Source organism: Stenotrophomonas sp. PFBMAA-4, assembly GCF_030053215.1.
In the GTDB taxonomy this organism is placed as follows: domain Bacteria; phylum Pseudomonadota; class Gammaproteobacteria; order Xanthomonadales; family Xanthomonadaceae; genus Stenotrophomonas.
Genome location: NZ_JASGBW010000005.1, coordinates 18,074 through 34,896, shown reverse-complemented (window position 1 = coordinate 34,896; position 16,823 = coordinate 18,074). Strand labels below are relative to the sequence as shown.

Genomic DNA, 16,823 nt, shown 5'->3' with positions numbered 1-16,823 from the left:
ACACTTTCCCCTGTGACGGCACCGTCAGCCCGATGCGGCGGCGAGGTCAACGCAGCCCTCGGCAGGCGCAGCCCCTGCCAGCGGCAAGGGCTGCGGTCCGGGGGCTCAGGCCGCCTTGCGGCGGCGGTCCACCAGCATCGACACGCCCCACAGCAGCAGGCCGCCGATGGCGGTGGCGGCACCGACATAGCCGGTGGTGGCCGGGCTGAAGCCGGCGCTGATGGCCATGCCGCCCAGCCACGGGCCCAGCGCATTGGCGGTATTGAAGGCGGCGTGGTTGGAGGCGGCGGCCAGCGTCTGCGCCTCGCCGGCCACATCCATCAGGCGGGTCTGCAGCACGGCTGCCAGCGCGCCCATGGTGCCCACGGTGATGATCATCGGGCCGATGGTCCACACCGATTGTGCGGCCAGCGGGTACAGCAGCAGCATCACGATGGACCACACCAGCACCACGGCCGCGGCCTTGAAGTGGAACTTGTCCACCAGCCAGCCGCCAGCGATGTTGCCGATGATCGCGCCGATGCCGAAAACACCCACCGCCAGCGGCATCCACGACTCGGCCACGCCGGTTACCTGCACCAGGGTCGGTGCGAGGTAGGTGAACACGCAGAACATGCCCGCAAAGCCGACCGCGCCGATGGCCAGCGCCAGCCAGACCTGGGTGGTGTTGAACGCGCGCAGCTCACGCATTGGCGAGGTGCGCACCTCGTCCGGGTCGGGCAGCAGGAAGCGGGCGATCATCACCACGGTGGCGATGGCCAGCACGCTGACCAGGCCGAAGGCGGTGCGCCAGCTCAACTGCTGGCCCAGCCAGGTGGTCAGCGGGTTGCCGATCAGGATCGCGATGGACAGGCCCAGCAGCACCCGCGACATCGCCTGGCCACGCTGGCCGGCCGGGCTGATGGCCGCGGCCACCAGCATCGCCACGCCGAAGTAGGCGCCATGCGGCAGGCCGGCGACGAAGCGCGCGATCAGCATGGTGCTGTAGTTGGGCGCCAGGGCGCTGGCCAGGTTGCCCACCGCGTAGAAGCCCATCAGGGCCAGCAGCAGCTTGCAGCGCGGGAACGAGGCACCGATGAACGCGAGGATCGGCGCACCGACCACCACGCCGATGGCGTACGCGCTGATCAGGTGGCCGACCTGGGTTTCGCTGATCGACAGGCCGCGGCTGATTTCCAGCATCAGGCCCATGCTGGCGAATTCGCTGGTGCCGATGGCAAAGCCACCCAGCGACAGGGCGAGGATGATCCAGGTGCGCTGACGCGGCGTCAGCCGCGCGGCCAGGGGAGAATTGGGGCTCATGCGGGGGGCGGGCAGGGCGGAGGAAGCCGCCCATTGTACTGCTGCACCGCAACACCAACAGCTGCGCGGGGTTAAATCAGTGTTCGATGGGTGGATTGCTGCCGTGTTTCAGCCCAGGGGCGTGCCCGGTGTTACCGGTTGCCAGCGGGGCAGCGGCCCACAGGTGTCCAGGAAACGCTGCAGGATGCGCTCGGCGCTCTCGCCGTAAGGCGGCGTCCAGTCCGGCGTGCCCTTGTCGGTCCAGGTGTCGTACGCATCCAGTTCCATCTGGGCTTCCAGTTCCTGCGAAACGATGCCGCGCACCTCCGCCAGCGATTGCAGCACCTGTTGGCTGTGCATGAACAGCAGCAGCGCAGCGGCTTGTTCAGTTTCTTCCGTGAAGCCGGACGCGATGCGGTCAAGGCCGCACACCAGCGTGTCCAGGCGCTCACCGGCTTCCATCAGCTGCACCAGGCGTTGGCGTGGGGCCGCCTCGTCGCGCTCGGCACCAGGGCTGTAGCGCGGCGGGTGCAAAGGCGTGCGGCGGGCGCCGAGGGCGGCCAGCGCGTGCCGGTACTTGCTGCGCAGCCGCTCGGCGGTCGCCGCATCCAGCGCGGCCAGGCGCGCTTCGTCGGCGTTGTCGGCGATATCCGCCAGTTTCACCTTCAACGCCACCGGGTCGGCGGCGATGCGTGCGTAGTACGTGTCTGCATCGGGTGCACTGTTGCGGCTCATCAGCTGCACTGCCTGCTGGATCGGCGCGGGGAAGTCGCCGACGCGGGATGCGTGATCGGCGCAGTCTTCCACCACATCATGCAGCCAGGCCGTCGCCTGTGCGATCGGATCGTCCTCGATGGCGCCCGCCACGCGCGCCACATGTTCGATGTAGGGGCGCCCTGCTTTGTCCTGCTGCCCGGCATGGGCTTCGATTGCCAATGCGCGTGCTCGTTCGACCCAGTCCATCATCGCCTCCTGCAGGTGGGAGGTCGATTATCGCCCAATCGTAGCCGCGCTACGCCTGCTGCCCGACAATGGCGGGCAGACGCACTGAACGGGATGCACCGTGAACTACCTCATCCGCCCTGAAACCCCGGCCGACGTCGCCAGCATCCATGCATTGACGGCCGCCGCCTTCGCCCATGCCGCGCACAGCAGCCATACCGAAGCGTTCATCGTTGACGCATTGCGTGCGCGCGGTGAACTGACGGTGTCGCTGGTGGCGGTGGACGAGAGTCGGCTGCTCGGCCACGTGGCCGTATCGCCGGTGTCGATGTCCGATGGCAGCGCTGGCTGGTTCGGCCTGGGCCCCATCTCGGTCGCGCCGGCCTGGCAGGGGCAGGGCATCGGGTCTGCATTGATGGACGCGGCCATCGACGCACTGCGCCGGCAGCATGCGCGGGGCTGCGTGCTGCTGGGCGAGCCAGCGTATTACCACCGCTTTGGTTTCCGTGCCGAACCGGCGCTGGTGCTGCCGGGCGTTCCTGCCGGGTACTTCCAGGCGCTGTGCCTGCAGCCACCGTTGCCACAGGGCGAGGTGCGCTATTCCCCGGCATTCGAAGCGACTGCCTGAGTATCCAGCCCAGGGGCGCGATGCCCCGGGCGCAATGGTTCAGGGCATTTCGTCGTCGCGCAGCGGCACCCATGGCACCGGCTCGGGTTCCGGCGGCGGAATGCGCCGGCCACCGATATGGGTCAACAGCGCATTGGTGCGCTGTTGTTCGGCCAGCAGCCGGGCCAGCAGCGAGCGGCACGAAAAAATCGCGAAGGGCACGAACAGCCAGACCGTGCCCATCACCACCATCAGCAGGCCCCACATCACTTCGCCTGGTTGCATCGTTCGTCATCCGTGTCGAGGGAGTGCAAACCTAGCATCCAGTGCACGGATTGTGGGCGTGCTCAGCCGCCGTAGCGCAGATGGATCAGCGGATACGGCCGGCCGTGGCCATCGACCGGCGAGCGGCCAGTTTCGACGAAGCCCAGGTGCCGGTAGAAGCCGACAGCCTGCGCGTTCTGCGCGTTGACATCGGTGGTGAGCTGGGGGTGTTCGGCCAGCGCGTGCTGCAGCAGCAGGCGGCCCACGCCGGAACCGCGCGCAGCGGGGTCGATGAACAAGGCTTCCATGTGGCTGCCATCCACCAGCATGAAGCCAAGCGGGCGATCCTGGGCATCGGCGGCGATCAGCAGCGGCGCCTGCGGCAGGAATCCGGCCACTTCGGCATCGATGGCCTGGCGGTCATCGGCACTGAGGAAATCGTGGGTGGCATCGACCGAGCGGCGCCAGAGATCGACCAGGGCAGCGCCTTCGTCGGCGCGGGAGGGACGTAGTGTGGGCATGTGACTGTCCAAGGTGCTTGTGAAGGACGCGTAGTATGCTGCTGCCTCACCCGCAATTGAACAGCCCCCAAGCGGGAGGAGAACCATGGTCGACACCCCGCTGGGCGTGCCTGTGCACGATGCCGATGAACACTGGATGCGCCACGCACTGGCCCTGGCCGAGCGCGCGCAGCACGAGTTCGACGAGATTCCGGTGGGGGCGGTGCTGGTGGGTGCCGATGGCACGCTGCTGGGCGAGGGCTGGAACCTCAACATCGCCTCCCATGACCCCAGTGCACACGCCGAGATCGTGGCCATGCGCGAAGGTGGGCGGGCACTGGCCAACCACCGGTTGATCGGCAGCACCCTGTACGTGACCCTGGAACCGTGTGCGATGTGCGCGATGGCGATCGTGCACGCGCGCGTGGCGCGGCTGGTCTACGGTGCCAGCGACCCGAAGACCGGTGCCTGCGGCAGCGTGTTCAACCTGCTGGGCGATGCCCGCCACAACCACCGGGTGGAGATCCACGGTGGCGTGCTGGCCAAGGAGGCCAGCCTGCGCCTGACCAACTACTTCCGCGCCAAGCGCGGCAAACCGCCGCTGCTGCGGGAAGACCACGCCGGCGAGGGCTGAGCAGCGAAAGGGTATGATGGCCGCCTCTTTCCTTTTCCGGCGGGCGCCATGCCTGCCCAGCAACGAGGCGACACGATGGTGGAGAACGGCGCGGCCAACGAACGACTGATCTGGATCGACCTGGAAATGACCGGGTTGGATACCGACAACGATTCGATCATCGAGATCGCCACCGTGGTCACCGATGCCCAGCTGAACGTGCTGGCCGAGGGCCCGGAATTCGCCATCCACCACCCGCTGGAAACGCTGGAAGCGATGGACGAGTGGAACCGCAACCAGCATCGCCGTTCGGGCCTGTGGCAGCGCGTGCTGGACAGCACCACCACCCTGGCCCAGGCCGAAGCGCAGACCGTGAACTTCCTCGCACAGTGGATTCCGTCGGGTGTTTCGCCGATGAGCGGCAACTCGATCTGCCAGGACCGCCGTTTCCTGCACCGCCAGATGCCGCGGCTGGAGAAGTACTTCCATTACCGCAACCTGGACGTATCCACGGTGAAGGAGCTGGCCAAGCGCTGGGCGCCGACCGTGGCTGCCGGGCTGGCCAAGAACAGCAACCACACCGCGCTGAGCGACGTGCATGATTCGATCGCCGAACTGCGCCACTACCGCCAGTTCATGGGCGTGCTGTCGGGCCTGCCGACGGCCTGAACAACGACGCCGGGCATGGCCCGGCGCTACCGGGGTCACGCGAACTGGTAGTGCCGGCCGCTGGCCGGCAAGGCGCCGGGGTCGGATCCCTTTCCGGCGGAAAGGGCTCTGACCCCTCTGTCGTGCCCGCGACAAACCGTTCAACTCCATGGCGCTACTATCGGCCCCATGAACGAGCCGATCCTGCTGCCACGCGATATCGCCCACGATGCCCAGGACTGGGCCGACCTGCAGCGGGCGGTGACCCTGCTGGAGGCGCCGACGATCACCGCGCGCATGGCCAACCTGGTCGGCACGCCGCTGGAGTTCGCGGTGAAGGCGCTGCCCAAAGCGATCTCCGGACGCATCCATGGCGCCGTCGAGGCGGCACTGTCGAAATCCGCGCAGGCGGCGCTGTGGAGCATGGGCAACACGCCCGGCAAGTCGGCCTCCACCCGTTGGCACAAGGTGGCCGCGGCCACATCGGGTGCCGTGGGCGGTGCCTTCGGCTTCGCCGCGCTGTTCATCGAGCTGCCGGTGTCGACCACCATCATGATGCGTGCGGTGGCCGACGTGGCCCGCAGCGAGGGCTTCGACCTGTCGCAGTTCAGCACCCGCCAGGCCTGCCTGGAGGTGTTCGCGCTGGGCGGCAATTCGCCACGCGACGATGCCAGCGAGACCGGTTACTACCTGGCGCGCGGTTTCACCACCGACGTGATGCGCCACCTGTCGGCCGAACTGGCCGGGCGCGTGGTGACCGGCCGCGACCTGACCCTGGGCGTGGCACCGAAGGAGGCCGGCAAGCTGCTGGCCAAGCTGGTGGAGAAGGTGGCTGCGCGTTTCGGCGTGGTGGTAGCCGAGAAGTTCGCCGCGCAGGCGGTGCCGATCGTGGGCGCTGCGGCCGGCGCCACCCTCAATACGATGTTCACCGACTATTACCAGGACATGGCGCGCGGCCACTTCATCGTGCGCCGGCTGGAGCTGAAGTACGGCGAAGAGGTGGTGCGGACCTGCTATGACCGGGTGGCCCACGGCGCGGCCAGGATCGAGCCGACGCTGTAACCCTTGCCTTCACGGCACAACTGTTTTGCCCGAGGGCGGCTGTTGCGCGCCGCGGGCCATCCCCATCCTTGCGGTCAGTCCCCCGCAAGAGAACGCGCCATGTTGTTCACTCCCCACACCCTGGGCACGCTGGCCCTGCCGAACCGCATCGTGATGCCGCCGATGACCCGCTCGCGGGCGGCCGCCGGCAATGTCGCCACCGCGCAGATGGCGCAGTACTACGCCCAGCGCGCCGGTGCCGGGCTGATCGTCAGCGAAGGCACCCAGATCAGCCCGCAGGGCCAGGGCTATGCCTGGACCCCAGGCATCCACAGCGAGGCACAGGTGCAGGGCTGGCGGCAGGTGACCGATGCGGTACACGCCGCCGGTGGCCGCATCTTCGCCCAGTTGTGGCACGTCGGCGGCGTCTCCCACGTCGCCCTGCAGCCGGAGGGTGCGGCGCCGGTCTCGTCGTCGGCACTGCTGGCCGAAGGGGTGAAGGTCTTCGTCGACCCGACCGGCGCCGGCCCCGGGTCGGGCGTGGGCGAGATGATCCAGCACTCGATGCCGCGCGCGCTGGCCGAGGACGAGATTCCAGGCATCATCGCCGACTACGCGCAGGCCACCCGCAATGCGCTGGCCGCCGGCTTTGACGGCGTCGAGCTGCATGGTGCCAACGGCTACCTGATCAACCAGTTCATCGATTCGCAGGCCAACCAGCGCACCGATGGCTACGGTGGCGCGCTGCAGAACCGCCTGCGCTTCCTGCGCGAAGTGGTGGAGGCCGTGGTGGCCGTCGCCGGTGCGCAGCGCGTGGGCGTGCGCCTGGCGCCGCTGACGACCCTGCAGGGTGCGGTGGACGACACGCCGCAGGCGACCTACCTGGCCGCCGCGCATCTGCTGGGCGGGCTCGGCGTGGGCTACCTGCACATCGCCGAGGCCGACTGGGAGGATGCGCCGGTGATGCCGGTGGCATTCAAGCAGGCCCTGCGCATGGTCTACCCGGGCACGCTGATCTACGCCGGCAAGTACACCGCCGAACGAGCCGAGCAGGCGCTGGCCGAGGGCTGGGCGGACCTGATCGGTTTCGGCCGGCCGTTCATCGCCAACCCCGACCTGCCCGAGCGCCTGCGCAACGGGGCGGAGCTGAATCCGCCGGATCGCGCGACGTACTTTGGCGGCGGCGAAGCGGGGTATACCGATTACCCGGCGCTGGAAGAGGCCGTCGAGGCCTGATACCGATGTGTGGTTGCCGGCCAGCGGCCGGCACTACCCGTGCATGGCATGTGGTGGGTGCCGACCGTTGGTCGGCACGCTGTGTCGGGTAGCGCCGGGCCATGCCCGGCGGAACCTGGATTTCAGGGCTTATCGCGCACCAGCGCCTCGGCCTCGACCACGCCGCCATCCTTGCCATGCAGGTACAGGTGCATGTCCTGCTGCGGGTAGGGCAGGTTGATGCCAGCCTTGTCATAGCCCAGCTTGATCTGTTCCAGCAGGGTGACCTTGGTGCCGAACTGGTCGGCCGATTTCACGTAGCAGCGGATGCCCAGCTTGATGGCGTGGTCGCCCAGTTCGTACACCACCACGTCCGGCTCGGGCGTAGACAGCACGCGGCTGTCGGCCTTCATCAGCGCGATGGCGGTTTCACGCGCCAGCTGGATGTTGTCCTCGTAACCGATGCCGATCACCAGCTCGACGCGGCGGGTCGGTTCTGCGGTCAGGTTGATGATCGGCGCGGCGGTGATCAGCGTGTTCGGAAGGGTGGTGTGCTGGTTGTCGGCGCCGGTAAGAACGGTCTGGAAGATGCGCACTTCGCGCACGGTGCCGGTCTGCCCGGCCACGGTCACCACGTCACCCACGCGGAACGGGCGCAGGGTCACCAGCATCACGCCGGAGGCGATGTTGGACAGCGAATCCTTCAGCGCCAGGCCAACCGCGAGGCCGGCCGTGCCGAGTACAGCCAGCAGCGGCGAGATCGGCACGCCGAGCGTGGCGATCGCCAACACCACCACGATCACCAGCGCCGCTGCGTAGACCACGTTGCGCAGGAAACTGCCCAGCATCGGATCCACGCCCATGCGTGAGGTGGCACGCGGCATGGCGTTGGAAATGCGGCGAGCGATCCACAGGCCAATCAGCAGTACGACGACCGCAGCCAGCAACGGCAAGCCATAAGTCTCGAGCAACCGCTCCCAGTCGAGCGAGTGGAACCAGGTCGTGGCGGGGGCGGTGACAGCAATCATGCGGGCTCCTTTGCAGCAGTCGTCATGGCGTATGCGGACGCCAGAAACAGGCACGCCCCGCAGAGGCGGGGCGTGCATGCAGCTGCAGTATGGGCGGACGCCAATGAAAGCGACGTCAGCCCATCAATGGATCAACCATTGGCCTTGTGCTTGGCCAGGCGCAGCCAGGTGTCGACCACGGTATCCGGGTTCAACGACAGGGACTCGATGCCTTCCTGCATCAGCCACTCGGCCAGATCCGGGTGGTCGGACGGGCCCTGGCCGCAGATGCCGACGTACTTGCCCTTGGCGCGGGCGGCCTTGATGGCCATCGACAGCAGCTTCTTCACCGCCGGGTTACGTTCGTCGAACAGGTGCGCGACGATCGACGAATCGCGGTCCAGGCCCAGGCTGAGCTGGGTCAGGTCGTTGGAGCCGATCGAGAAGCCGTCGAAGATCTCCAGGAACTCATCGGCGAGCAGTGCGTTGGACGGCACTTCGCACATCATGATGATCTTCAGGCCGTTCTCGCCCTGCTTCAGGCCATTCTGTTCCAGCACCTCGACGACCTTGCGGCCTTCTTCCAGGGTGCGCACGAACGGAATCATGACCCAGAGGTTGTCCAGGCCCATTTCGTTGCGCACGCGCAGCACGGCCTTGCATTCCAGCGCGAAGGCAGCCGAGAAGCTCGGATCGACGTAACGGCTGGCGCCGCGGAAGCCGATCATCGGGTTCTCTTCGTGCGGCTCGTAGTTGCTGCCGCCCACCAGGTTGGCGTACTCGTTGGACTTGAAGTCCGACAGGCGCACGATCACCGGGTTCGGCGCAACCGAAGCGGTGAGGGTGGCGATGCCTTCGGCCAGGCGGTCCACGTAGAAGCTGACCGGGTCACCATAACCGGCGATCGTCTCGTCGATCTTCTTCCTGGTGGCCGCATCCTGGCGGTCGTATTCCAGCAGCGCGTTCGGGTGGATGCCGATGTGGCTGGCGATGATCATTTCCAGGCGGGCCAGGCCGATGCCGGCGTTCGGCAGCTGGCCGAAGTCGAAGGCACGTTCCGGGTTGGCCACGTTCATCATGATCTTCAGCGGTGCCGGCGGCATGTTGCCCAGATCGGTGGTGGTGCGCTCGAAATCGAGCTTGCCTTCGTAGATGAAGCCGGTATCGCCTTCAGCGCAGCTGACGGTGACCTGCTGGCCATCTTCGATGACCTTGGTGGCGTTGCCCGAACCGACCACGGCCGGCACGCCCAGCTCGCGCGCGATGATCGCGGCGTGGCAGGTACGGCCACCACGGTTGGTGACGATGGCCGAGGCGCGCTTCATCACCGGCTCCCAGTCGGGGTCGGTCATGTCGGCGATCAGCACGTCGCCCGGCTGCACGCGGTTCATGTCTTCCAGCGTCTTGACCACGCGGGCGGTGCCCGAGCCGATCTTGGCGCCGACGGCACGGCCTTCGGCCAGCACGTTGCCGCCCTTTTCAGTCAGCGCGAAGCGCTCGATCTGGGTGGCGTGGCTGCGCGACTTCACCGTTTCCGGGCGAGCCTGCACGATGAACAGCTTGCCGCTGACACCGTCCTTGGCCCACTCGATGTCCATCGGGCGGCCGTAGTGCTTTTCGATGACCAGGGCCTGCTTGGACAGTTCCTGCACATCCTCGTCGCTGATGGAGAAGGTGCTGCGCAGTTCAGCCGGGGTGTCCTCGATCCTGACGCGCTCGCCGGGGACATCCGAATACACCATGCGGATCGCCTTGCTGCCGAGCGAGCGGCGCAGGATCGCCGGCTTGCCGGCCTGCAGGGTGGGCTTGTAGACGTAGTACTCGTCCGGGTTGACCGCGCCCTGCACGACCATTTCGCCCAGGCCGAACGACGAGGTGACGAACACCACGTCACGGAAGCCGGACTCGGTGTCCAGGGTGAACAGCACGCCGGAGGAGCCGACGCCCGAACGCACCATCAGCTGCACGCCGGCCGACAGGAACACGTCTTCGTGCTTGAAGCCGTGGTGGACGCGGTAGGCGATGGCACGGTCGTTGTACAGCGAGGCGAACACTTCCTTGACCTTGTGCACGACATCGTCGGCACCGGTGACGTTGAGGAAGGTTTCCTGCTGGCCGGCGAAGGACGCATCGGGCAGGTCTTCGGCGGTGGCCGAGGAGCGCACTGCAACGGCCACGTCGCCGCCGCCGTTTTCGGCGCTCAGCGTGGCGTAGGCGCTGCGGATGTCCTGGTCCAGCTGCGGCTGCAGCGGGGCGTCGATCACCCAGGCGCGGATTTCCTTGCCAGCGACGGTCAGCGCATTGACGTCCTCGACGTCCAGCGTGGCCAGCTTGTCGAAGATGCGCTTGGACAGGTCGTTGTGGGCAATGAAGTCCTTGAAGGCTTCAGCGGTCGTGGCGTAACCGCCGGGGACGGAGACCCCCAGACCGGCCAGGTTGCCGATCATTTCGCCCAGCGACGAATTCTTGCCGCCTACGCGGGCCAGATCGCCCAGACGCAGTTCGTGCAACCACAGGATGTTCTCGTTCAAGCGCGATGCTCCGTTTGGCCATCGCCCGAGGCGGGCTGAATGGCCGCGTCCGTAGGAAGAAGCCGATATGATGCCGGTCGCAGTACCGTCGGCACAAGCTTGTGCTGCAACCATTTTCAGCTTCAGAGGGGTGAAAACCGCCTATGTCGACCATCCGTCCGGTGTTCTACGTTTCCGATGGAACCGGTATCACCGCTGAAACCATTGGGCATAGCCTGCTCACGCAGTTCACCGGGTTCAGCTTCATCACTGATCGGATGTCGTTCATCGACGACCCCGAAAAAGCCCGGGAAGCCTGTGCCCGGATCCAGGCAGCGGGCGAGAGGTACCAGGTCCGGCCCATCGTGGTGAACTCCTGCGTGGACCAGAGCCTGAGCCTGATCCTGGGTGAAAGCGGGGCCCTGATGCTTGACGTGTTCGCCCCGTTCATCGAGCCGCTGGAGCGGGAACTGTCCAGCCCGCGCCTGGCCAGGGTCGGCCAGGCCCACGGCATGGTGGACTTCGAGACCTACCACCGCCGCATCAACGCGATGAACTTCGCCCTGACCCACGATGACGGCATCGCGGTGAACTACGACGACGCCGACGTGATCCTGGTGGCGGTGTCGCGCGCCGGCAAGACGCCCACCTGCATCTACCTGGCCCTGCATTACGGGGTGCGCGCGGCCAATTACCCGCTGACCGACGAGGACCTGGAAAGCGACCGCCTGCCGCCGCGGCTGAGAAACTATCGTCGGAAACTATTCGGCCTGACCATCGACCCGGACCGCCTGCAGCAGATCCGCCAGGAGCGTCGGCCGAACTCGCGCTACGCCAACCTGGACACCTGCAAGCGCGAGGTGGCCGCCGCCGAGGTGATGTTCCAGATGGAGCGGATCCCGACGCTGAGCACCACCCACACCTCGATCGAGGAGATTTCCAGCAAGGTGCTGGGCACGCTGGGGCTGCAGCGCGAGATGTATTGACCGGAACCACTCCCTGTAGAGCCGAGCCCACGCTCGGCTGCTCTTCCGCCAGACCCCGGTGGCCCAGCCGAGCGTAGGCTCGGCTCTACAGGCGTGAGCGCCGGCGGCGCGGCGGCGGTTGAACGCCCCCCTTTGGCCGGGCCCGTGCAGCCCCCACGTTGTAAGGCCAACGTGTAGGATCGACCCATGGCCCAAGCCTCGCCCCGCACCGAACGCATCCCCCGCCTGAGCCGGCTCAGCTGGCTGATGGGCCTGTATGCCGAAAACTACCGGCATCTGGTGCGCCTGTTCGCCCCGGCCGAACTGACCGCCGGCAGCTACGTCTCCTCCGTGGGCGACGGCCTGGACGTGCGCCTGGATGTGATCGAATGCCACCGCTACACGGTGGAGCTGCGCCTGACCTACGACCTGGCCGACCCGGTCACCGGCGAGCCGGACCCCTCGGCCTATGTGCGCCTGTACCGCGATGCCCGCCAGGCCGAGACCACCCACTGCTACGTGGGCCGCCGCTGGCAGGACACGATGGGCCTGTACCCGCCGCCGGCGGAGCTGATCAGCCATCGCATGCGGATGAACACCTTCCTCGGCAAGTGGCTGGAATACCTGGCCGAGCGAGGCCACGGCGTGGCCACCCTGCGCCGCGACCCGGAGGGCAGCGCGGCGCTGCCGGCCGAGCGCCGCCTGTCGCTGGTGCGCTGATCGGCCATAATCCGGGGCTGACCTGCCGCTGGATGCTGCCCCATGCCGTATACCCCGATCGTCGCCACCCTGGGCTATGTGCTCTCGCCCGATCGTCGCCAGGTGCTGATGATCCACCGCAACACGCGGCCCGGTGACCATCACCTGGGCAAGTACAACGGCCTGGGCGGCAAGGTCGAACCGACCGAGGACGTCGCGGCCGGCATGCGCCGCGAGATCGCCGAGGAAGCCGGCATCGACTGCACGGCCATGCGCCTGCGCGGCACCATCAGCTGGCCGGGCTTCGGCAAGCACGGCGAGGACTGGTTCGGCTTCGTCTTCGTCATCGACAGCTTCGAGGGCAGCCCGCACGGCGGCAACCACGAGGGCACCCTGGAGTGGGTGGACGTGGACAAGCTGGACACGCTGCCGATGTGGGAGGGCGACCGCAACTTCCTGCCGCTGGTGTTCGACGCCGACCCGCGCCCGTTCCATGGGGTGATGCCGTACCGGGATGGGCGCATGCAGAGCTGGGCGTTCAGCCGGCTCTGAGGTTGTTCGGGTAGTGCCGGCCACTGGCTGGCTGACGGACGCCGCGATGTTGCCGCCCAGCGGCCGGCACGACCGGGTGCGACCGGTCGGCACGTGCTTCGGGATATTAATACCCGGGTGATATTGACGTTTCAATATTACCCGGGCAATATTCGCGCATCGTCCCGGATGCCACCGCCATGCCTGCGCAGGAACTTGCCCCTTTCAGCTGTTTTGATGGCCATCGCCTGGTCGTTTCCGGCACCCCGGCAATGGCCGCGCTGGCGCTCAAGCAGCTGCGCGCCGACAACGCTGCCGGGCCGCTGCAGGTGTTCGACAACGCTACCGGTCGTACCCATGATTTCGACACGCGGGGCAGCGACGCGCAGTTGCTGGCGCGCGTGGCCATGGCGTTTCCGGTCGCACCTGCTGCCGGGCCGGAGTCGCCTGCCGAAGCGCTGCCCGCCGCACCGCGCGGACGCGGTCGGCCCAAGCTGGGCGTGGTGGCGCGCGAGGTGACTCTGTTGTCACGCCATTGGGCGTGGCTGGCGGAGCAGCCGGGTGGGGCGTCGGTAGTGCTGCGGCGGCTGGTGGAAGCGGCCAGCCGCGAGGGCGCAGACAAGGATCGCCGGCGCCGCGACAGCGAGCGTGCCTACCACTTCCTGCAGACCATCGCAGGTGACCTGCCGGGGTTCGAGGAGGTCATCCGTGTGCTGTTCGCGCACGACCGTGACCGATTCCTCGCGGCGCTGCAGGCGTGGCCGGAGGACGTGCGCCGGCACGCGCTGTGCCTGGCCTTCGATGACGGCGCCGAACGCACCAACAGCTGACCTTTCATCCCGGCGGTGAGCCGCTGCTTCAACTGACCGCGGGCCGCAGCCCGCCCTGACTGTGCGTGCTTTGCTGGCGGAAACGCCGGGCAGGGCAGCGCCTTGCCCAAGGAATGCCATGACCATCGCCGCACCACCGATCGCCGCAGCCACCCCGTCGCTGTGGAGGACCTACCTGGCCCTGCTGGTGCCCATGCTGCTGACCAATGCGCTGCAGCTGGCGGCCGGTACGCTGGACAACATCTACCTGGGGCACCTGCTGGGAACGCAGGCGGTGGCGGCTGCCGCTGCCTTCTTTCCGGTATTCTTCCTGCTGCTGGCCTTGGTGATGGGCCTGGCAACGGGGGCGATGGTGCTGATCGGCAATGCCTGGGGGGCGGGTCAGCCGCAGCAGGCACGTGCCGTGGCCGGCAGCGCCATCGCCCTGGTCCTGCTGCTGTCGGTGCTGGTGCTGTGCGTGGGCAGCACGTTCGCGCCGCAGCTGATGGCGGCCTTGGGCACACCGGTGGCCATCCTCGGCGAGGCCACTGTGTATGCGCGCGTGCTGCTGCTGGGCGCGCCGGTGTTCTTCCTGCTGTGGCTGGCCACGGCGGTCAGCCGTGCGGTGGGCGATGCAAAGACACCGCTGCATGCGCTGCTGCTGGCAACCGTGCTGGGACTGCTGTGCACGCCGCTGCTGATCCTGGGCTGGGGCGGACTGCCGCGACTGGGCGCTGCCAGTGCAGCGGTGTCGGCAGTGTTCGCCTCCGCCGTGGCGCTGGGCTGGTTGCTGTGGTGCTGGCGCCGCCTGCGGCATCCGTTGGCGCCGGGCCGCGCGCTGCTGGGGGCGATCCGTTTCGATGGGCAGCTCGTCCGTCGCATCCTGCGGATCGGCGTGCCGGCGTCGCTGCAGATGTTCAGCCTGGCGGTGGTGGAAATCGCGCTGCTGGGATGGATCAACCAGCACGGTTACCAGGCCACGGCGGCCTATGGCGCGGTCAACCAGTTGATGAGCTGGGTGCAGCTGCCGGCGATGTCGCTGGGCATCACCGCCACCATCCTGGCGGCCCATGCATCGGGGGCCGGGCGCACGGCACGGCTGCCGTCCATCGCCCGCGTCGGTGTGTTGCTGGCGCTGGTGCTGCTGATTGCGGTCGTACTGCTTGTGGTGCTGCTGGCGCCGTGGCTGGTCGGCCTGATCCTGGATGCAGCCGAGGTGCAGGCACTGGCCACGCTGCAGCTGCGGACGGTGGTGTGGGGCGTGCTGGCAATGGCGCCGATGGCGGTGCTGGTGGGGGTGATGCGCGGCAGCGGAACGGTGCTGTTGCCCGCCTTGCTGGGCATGGCGGCGGTACTGCTGCTCGAGCTTCCGCTGGCGATGTGGTTGCAGGCAACGCAGGGTCTGCCGGGGCTGTGGCTGGCCTGGCCGCTGGGATTGCTGGCGATGCTGGTGATGCAGGTGGCGTGTTTCGGCCGCTGGCGGCGAAGGTTGCCGGCGGCTGCCTGAGCGCTGCTGCCGATGTTGCCGGCCAGCGGCCGGCACTACCGGTGGCGGCCCGGCGGGGTGGTTCAGCGCCGGTGCGCCAGCAACAGGTGGAAGTGCTTGTCGCGCGCCTGCCCGTCGTTGCCCGCCGCCGTTTCCCGGTGGCTTCGCCAGGCCGAGACATTGAAGCCGGCTACCCGCAGGGCCAGCTCCACGGCATCCAGCTCGTGCAGCTGGAAATCAGCGGCAAACGGCAGGCTGCGCATGAAGGCGGCATCGCCGAAGGCCAGGCACAGGCGGCCACCACGGCGCACGACGCGCGCCAGTTCGTCCAGCACCGGGGCCAGGTTGGGCCAGAAGTACAGCGTGTTGACCGCCAGCGCCGCGTCCACCGACGCATCGGCCACCGGCAGTGCGTGGGCATCGCCGTGGCGCAGGACGGCGCGATCGGCCAGGCCGGTGCCGGCCAGGTGCTGGTTGCCGGCATCGACCATCGCCGTGGACAGTTCAATGCCCAGGTAGCGGCTGTCCGCGCCCTGCAGCAGCAGCGGCGCAAAGGCGGCATTGCCAGGCCCGATCTCCAGCACCTGTTCGCCCGGCGCCACCGCCAGCAGTGTGATGGCGGCCCGATTGAGCTCGCCATTGCTGCGGTTCATCGATTCGCCCACGGCCAGCGCGGCTTGGCCGTGGGGGTGCCGCAACTGCGCGGCCAGGGTGCGTGCGTCCAGCATCGACAACGTCCATGAAAAAGGAATCGGACGTGGCGTCGGCGGGTCCGCCGGTGACCATAGCGCCGGGTCGGCAACTTGGGAAGTAGGGAAACCCCTCGTCGAGGTGATCAGCAAATGGCCAGCGTCGCAGTCCCTGAGACCAGGTTGTCCACAGGGGGTGTGGATTACGCGTGGGCAACTTTGTGGATAAGCCCCGACAGGCGCCACCCCCCTAGGCTGTCAAGATGGGTGGCCAAAAATTCACCGCTGGTGATGAGCGGTGACGGGCGGGTGAAGGCCGTCGTCGGTCCGCGCTGTCGCCAGCAGCGGCGCTCGCGGTACCCTGTCCGCCTTGATCCTCCGTGAGACCCCATGAAACGTCATTTCTCGATGCTGCGTGAGTTCCAACTGGCGGACTGGTTCACCCTGGCCAACGCCTTCTGCGGCACCGGGGCCGTGTTTGCCGCCATGCGCTTCCTGCAGGACGGCGAGCGCGGCTACCTGATGTTCGGCATGGCGCTGATCCCGCTGGCCTTCATCTTCGACGCCCTCGACGGCCGCATCGCGCGCTGGCGCAAGTCCAGTTCCACGCTGGGCCGCGAGCTTGATTCGCTGTCGGACGTGATCTCCTTCGGCGTGGCCCCGGCGGCGCTGGCCTATGCCTGCGGCATGCAGGGCGGCTGGGACTGGCTGGTGCTGAGCTACTTCGTCTGCTGCGGCGTCAGCCGCCTGGCCCGTTACAACGTGACCGCCGAATCGCTGTCCGGCGACGAGGGCAAGGTCAAGTATTTCGAGGGCACGCCCATTCCCACCAGCCTGGCGCTGGTGATCGTGCTGGCCATTGCCGCCGGCACCGACGCCATCGGCCACAACCTCTGGTTCGGGCAATGGCAGCTCGGCCCGTGGCAGCTGCACCCGATGGTGCTGCTGTTCGCCCTGTCCGGGTCGCTGATGATCAGCAAGACCCTGCACATCCCCAAGCCATGACCCAGCCCAGC

18 protein-coding genes are annotated in these 16,823 nt (G+C 67.7%); 11 read left to right on the top strand and 7 right to left on the bottom strand.

Going from position 1 to position 16,823, the window contains the following annotated elements; translation table 11 throughout:
* Positions 1-105: 105 nt before the first annotated feature.
* Both QMZ26_RS05100 and QMZ26_RS05095 read right to left on the bottom strand, forming a co-directional pair.
* The gene (locus QMZ26_RS05100; RefSeq protein WP_283220765.1) at positions 106-1,302 is read right to left on the bottom strand and encodes an MFS transporter; all 1,197 of its coding nucleotides are present in this window, start codon (positions 1,300-1,302) and stop codon (positions 106-108) included.
* Positions 1,303-1,410: 108 nt separating this feature from the next.
* Positions 1,411-2,244, bottom strand: a complete 834-nt coding sequence (locus QMZ26_RS05095; protein ID WP_283220764.1) for a hypothetical protein — start codon at positions 2,242-2,244, stop codon at positions 1,411-1,413.
* A gap of 100 nt (positions 2,245-2,344) precedes the next feature.
* Here QMZ26_RS05095 and QMZ26_RS05090 point away from each other — a divergent pair, with 100 nt between their 5' ends.
* A complete protein-coding gene (locus QMZ26_RS05090) occupies positions 2,345-2,851 on the top strand; it encodes an N-acetyltransferase (protein WP_283220763.1) in 507 nt (168 codons plus the stop codon).
* Between the two features lie 39 nt (positions 2,852-2,890).
* Here QMZ26_RS05090 and QMZ26_RS05085 read toward each other — a convergent pair whose 3' ends face one another.
* Together QMZ26_RS05085 and QMZ26_RS05080 are read right to left on the bottom strand one after the other, a co-directional pair.
* Positions 2,891-3,097: a hypothetical protein gene (locus QMZ26_RS05085; RefSeq protein ID WP_283220762.1), complete on the bottom strand. Its 207-nt coding sequence runs from the start codon at positions 3,095-3,097 to the stop codon at positions 2,891-2,893.
* Between the two features lie 80 nt (positions 3,098-3,177).
* Entirely contained in the window at positions 3,178-3,615 is a 438-nt protein-coding gene (locus QMZ26_RS05080; RefSeq protein ID WP_283220761.1) for an acetyltransferase, read from the bottom strand.
* Positions 3,616-3,700: 85 nt separating this feature from the next.
* Here QMZ26_RS05080 and tadA point away from each other — a divergent pair, with 85 nt between their 5' ends.
* The 4 genes from tadA (at position 3,701) to QMZ26_RS05060 (ending at position 7,132) form a co-directional block, all read left to right on the top strand.
* On the top strand, positions 3,701-4,228 hold the full coding sequence (gene tadA, locus QMZ26_RS05075; RefSeq protein ID WP_283220760.1) for a tRNA adenosine(34) deaminase TadA: 528 nt from the start codon (positions 3,701-3,703) through the stop codon (positions 4,226-4,228).
* 75 nt (positions 4,229-4,303) lie between these two features.
* On the top strand, positions 4,304-4,876 hold the full coding sequence (orn, locus tag QMZ26_RS05070; RefSeq protein ID WP_079222308.1) for an oligoribonuclease: 573 nt from the start codon (positions 4,304-4,306) through the stop codon (positions 4,874-4,876).
* Between the two features lie 168 nt (positions 4,877-5,044).
* Positions 5,045-5,917 (top strand): EcsC family protein, encoded by an 873-nt coding sequence (locus QMZ26_RS05065; RefSeq protein ID WP_283220759.1) that lies wholly within the window; start codon positions 5,045-5,047, stop codon positions 5,915-5,917.
* Between the two features lie 99 nt (positions 5,918-6,016).
* Entirely contained in the window at positions 6,017-7,132 is a 1,116-nt protein-coding gene (locus QMZ26_RS05060; RefSeq protein ID WP_283220758.1) for an alkene reductase, read from the top strand.
* A 122-nt stretch (positions 7,133-7,254) separates the two neighbouring features.
* Here QMZ26_RS05060 and QMZ26_RS05055 read toward each other — a convergent pair whose 3' ends face one another.
* Together QMZ26_RS05055 and ppsA are read right to left on the bottom strand one after the other, a co-directional pair.
* The gene (locus tag QMZ26_RS05055; protein WP_200734281.1) at positions 7,255-8,139 is read right to left on the bottom strand and encodes a mechanosensitive ion channel domain-containing protein; all 885 of its coding nucleotides are present in this window, start codon (positions 8,137-8,139) and stop codon (positions 7,255-7,257) included.
* 131 nt (positions 8,140-8,270) lie between these two features.
* On the bottom strand, positions 8,271-10,649 hold the full coding sequence (gene ppsA, locus QMZ26_RS05050) for a phosphoenolpyruvate synthase (RefSeq protein WP_283220757.1): 2,379 nt from the start codon (positions 10,647-10,649) through the stop codon (positions 8,271-8,273).
* A gap of 143 nt (positions 10,650-10,792) precedes the next feature.
* On the opposite strand from ppsA, the gene QMZ26_RS05045 reads away from it, so the two are divergent.
* The 5 genes from QMZ26_RS05045 (at position 10,793) to QMZ26_RS05025 (ending at position 15,139) form a co-directional block, all read left to right on the top strand.
* A complete protein-coding gene (locus QMZ26_RS05045) occupies positions 10,793-11,614 on the top strand; it encodes a pyruvate, water dikinase regulatory protein (protein WP_079222303.1) in 822 nt (273 codons plus the stop codon).
* A gap of 186 nt (positions 11,615-11,800) precedes the next feature.
* Entirely contained in the window at positions 11,801-12,313 is a 513-nt protein-coding gene (locus QMZ26_RS05040; protein ID WP_079222302.1) for a DUF1249 domain-containing protein, read from the top strand.
* A 42-nt stretch (positions 12,314-12,355) separates the two neighbouring features.
* Positions 12,356-12,844: an 8-oxo-dGTP diphosphatase gene (locus tag QMZ26_RS05035; protein WP_108769173.1), complete on the top strand. Its 489-nt coding sequence runs from the start codon at positions 12,356-12,358 to the stop codon at positions 12,842-12,844.
* 179 nt (positions 12,845-13,023) lie between these two features.
* On the top strand, positions 13,024-13,653 hold the full coding sequence (locus QMZ26_RS05030; RefSeq protein WP_200734283.1) for a DUF2239 family protein: 630 nt from the start codon (positions 13,024-13,026) through the stop codon (positions 13,651-13,653).
* Between the two features lie 118 nt (positions 13,654-13,771).
* Entirely contained in the window at positions 13,772-15,139 is a 1,368-nt protein-coding gene (locus tag QMZ26_RS05025) for an MATE family efflux transporter (RefSeq protein WP_283220756.1), read from the top strand.
* A 62-nt stretch (positions 15,140-15,201) separates the two neighbouring features.
* Here the strand turns inward: QMZ26_RS05025 and QMZ26_RS05020 are convergent, their stop codons facing one another.
* A complete protein-coding gene (locus QMZ26_RS05020) occupies positions 15,202-15,852 on the bottom strand; it encodes a class I SAM-dependent methyltransferase (protein WP_283220755.1) in 651 nt (216 codons plus the stop codon).
* Positions 15,853-16,197: 345 nt separating this feature from the next.
* On the opposite strand from QMZ26_RS05020, the gene QMZ26_RS05015 reads away from it, so the two are divergent.
* The gene (locus QMZ26_RS05015; RefSeq protein ID WP_108746909.1) at positions 16,198-16,812 is read left to right on the top strand and encodes a phosphatidylcholine/phosphatidylserine synthase; all 615 of its coding nucleotides are present in this window, start codon (positions 16,198-16,200) and stop codon (positions 16,810-16,812) included.
* Positions 16,813-16,823 lie beyond the last annotated feature (11 nt).

What these genes read in the sequence shown, in the direction of transcription:
- QMZ26_RS05100 (WP_283220765.1), bottom strand. Translation starts at nt 1,302, where the DNA reads ATGAGCCCCAATTCTCCCCTGGCCGCGCGGCTGACGCCGCGTCAGCGC.
- QMZ26_RS05095 (WP_283220764.1), bottom strand. Translation starts at nt 2,244, where the DNA reads ATGGACTGGGTCGAACGAGCACGCGCATTGGCAATCGAAGCCCATGCC.
- QMZ26_RS05085 (WP_283220762.1), bottom strand. Translation starts at nt 3,097, where the DNA reads ATGTGGGGCCTGCTGATGGTGGTGATGGGCACGGTCTGGCTGTTCGTG.
- QMZ26_RS05080 (WP_283220761.1), bottom strand. Translation starts at nt 3,615, where the DNA reads ATGCCCACACTACGTCCCTCCCGCGCCGACGAAGGCGCTGCCCTGGTC.
- tadA (WP_283220760.1), top strand. Translation starts at nt 3,701, where the DNA reads ATGGTCGACACCCCGCTGGGCGTGCCTGTGCACGATGCCGATGAACAC.
- orn (WP_079222308.1), top strand. Translation starts at nt 4,304, where the DNA reads ATGGTGGAGAACGGCGCGGCCAACGAACGACTGATCTGGATCGACCTG.
- QMZ26_RS05065 (WP_283220759.1), top strand. Translation starts at nt 5,045, where the DNA reads ATGAACGAGCCGATCCTGCTGCCACGCGATATCGCCCACGATGCCCAG.
- QMZ26_RS05060 (WP_283220758.1), top strand. Translation starts at nt 6,017, where the DNA reads ATGTTGTTCACTCCCCACACCCTGGGCACGCTGGCCCTGCCGAACCGC.
- QMZ26_RS05055 (WP_200734281.1), bottom strand. Translation starts at nt 8,139, where the DNA reads ATGATTGCTGTCACCGCCCCCGCCACGACCTGGTTCCACTCGCTCGAC.
- QMZ26_RS05045 (WP_079222303.1), top strand. Translation starts at nt 10,793, where the DNA reads ATGTCGACCATCCGTCCGGTGTTCTACGTTTCCGATGGAACCGGTATC.
- QMZ26_RS05040 (WP_079222302.1), top strand. Translation starts at nt 11,801, where the DNA reads ATGGCCCAAGCCTCGCCCCGCACCGAACGCATCCCCCGCCTGAGCCGG.
- QMZ26_RS05035 (WP_108769173.1), top strand. Translation starts at nt 12,356, where the DNA reads ATGCCGTATACCCCGATCGTCGCCACCCTGGGCTATGTGCTCTCGCCC.
- QMZ26_RS05030 (WP_200734283.1), top strand. Translation starts at nt 13,024, where the DNA reads ATGCCTGCGCAGGAACTTGCCCCTTTCAGCTGTTTTGATGGCCATCGC.
- QMZ26_RS05025 (WP_283220756.1), top strand. Translation starts at nt 13,772, where the DNA reads ATGACCATCGCCGCACCACCGATCGCCGCAGCCACCCCGTCGCTGTGG.
- QMZ26_RS05015 (WP_108746909.1), top strand. Translation starts at nt 16,198, where the DNA reads ATGAAACGTCATTTCTCGATGCTGCGTGAGTTCCAACTGGCGGACTGG.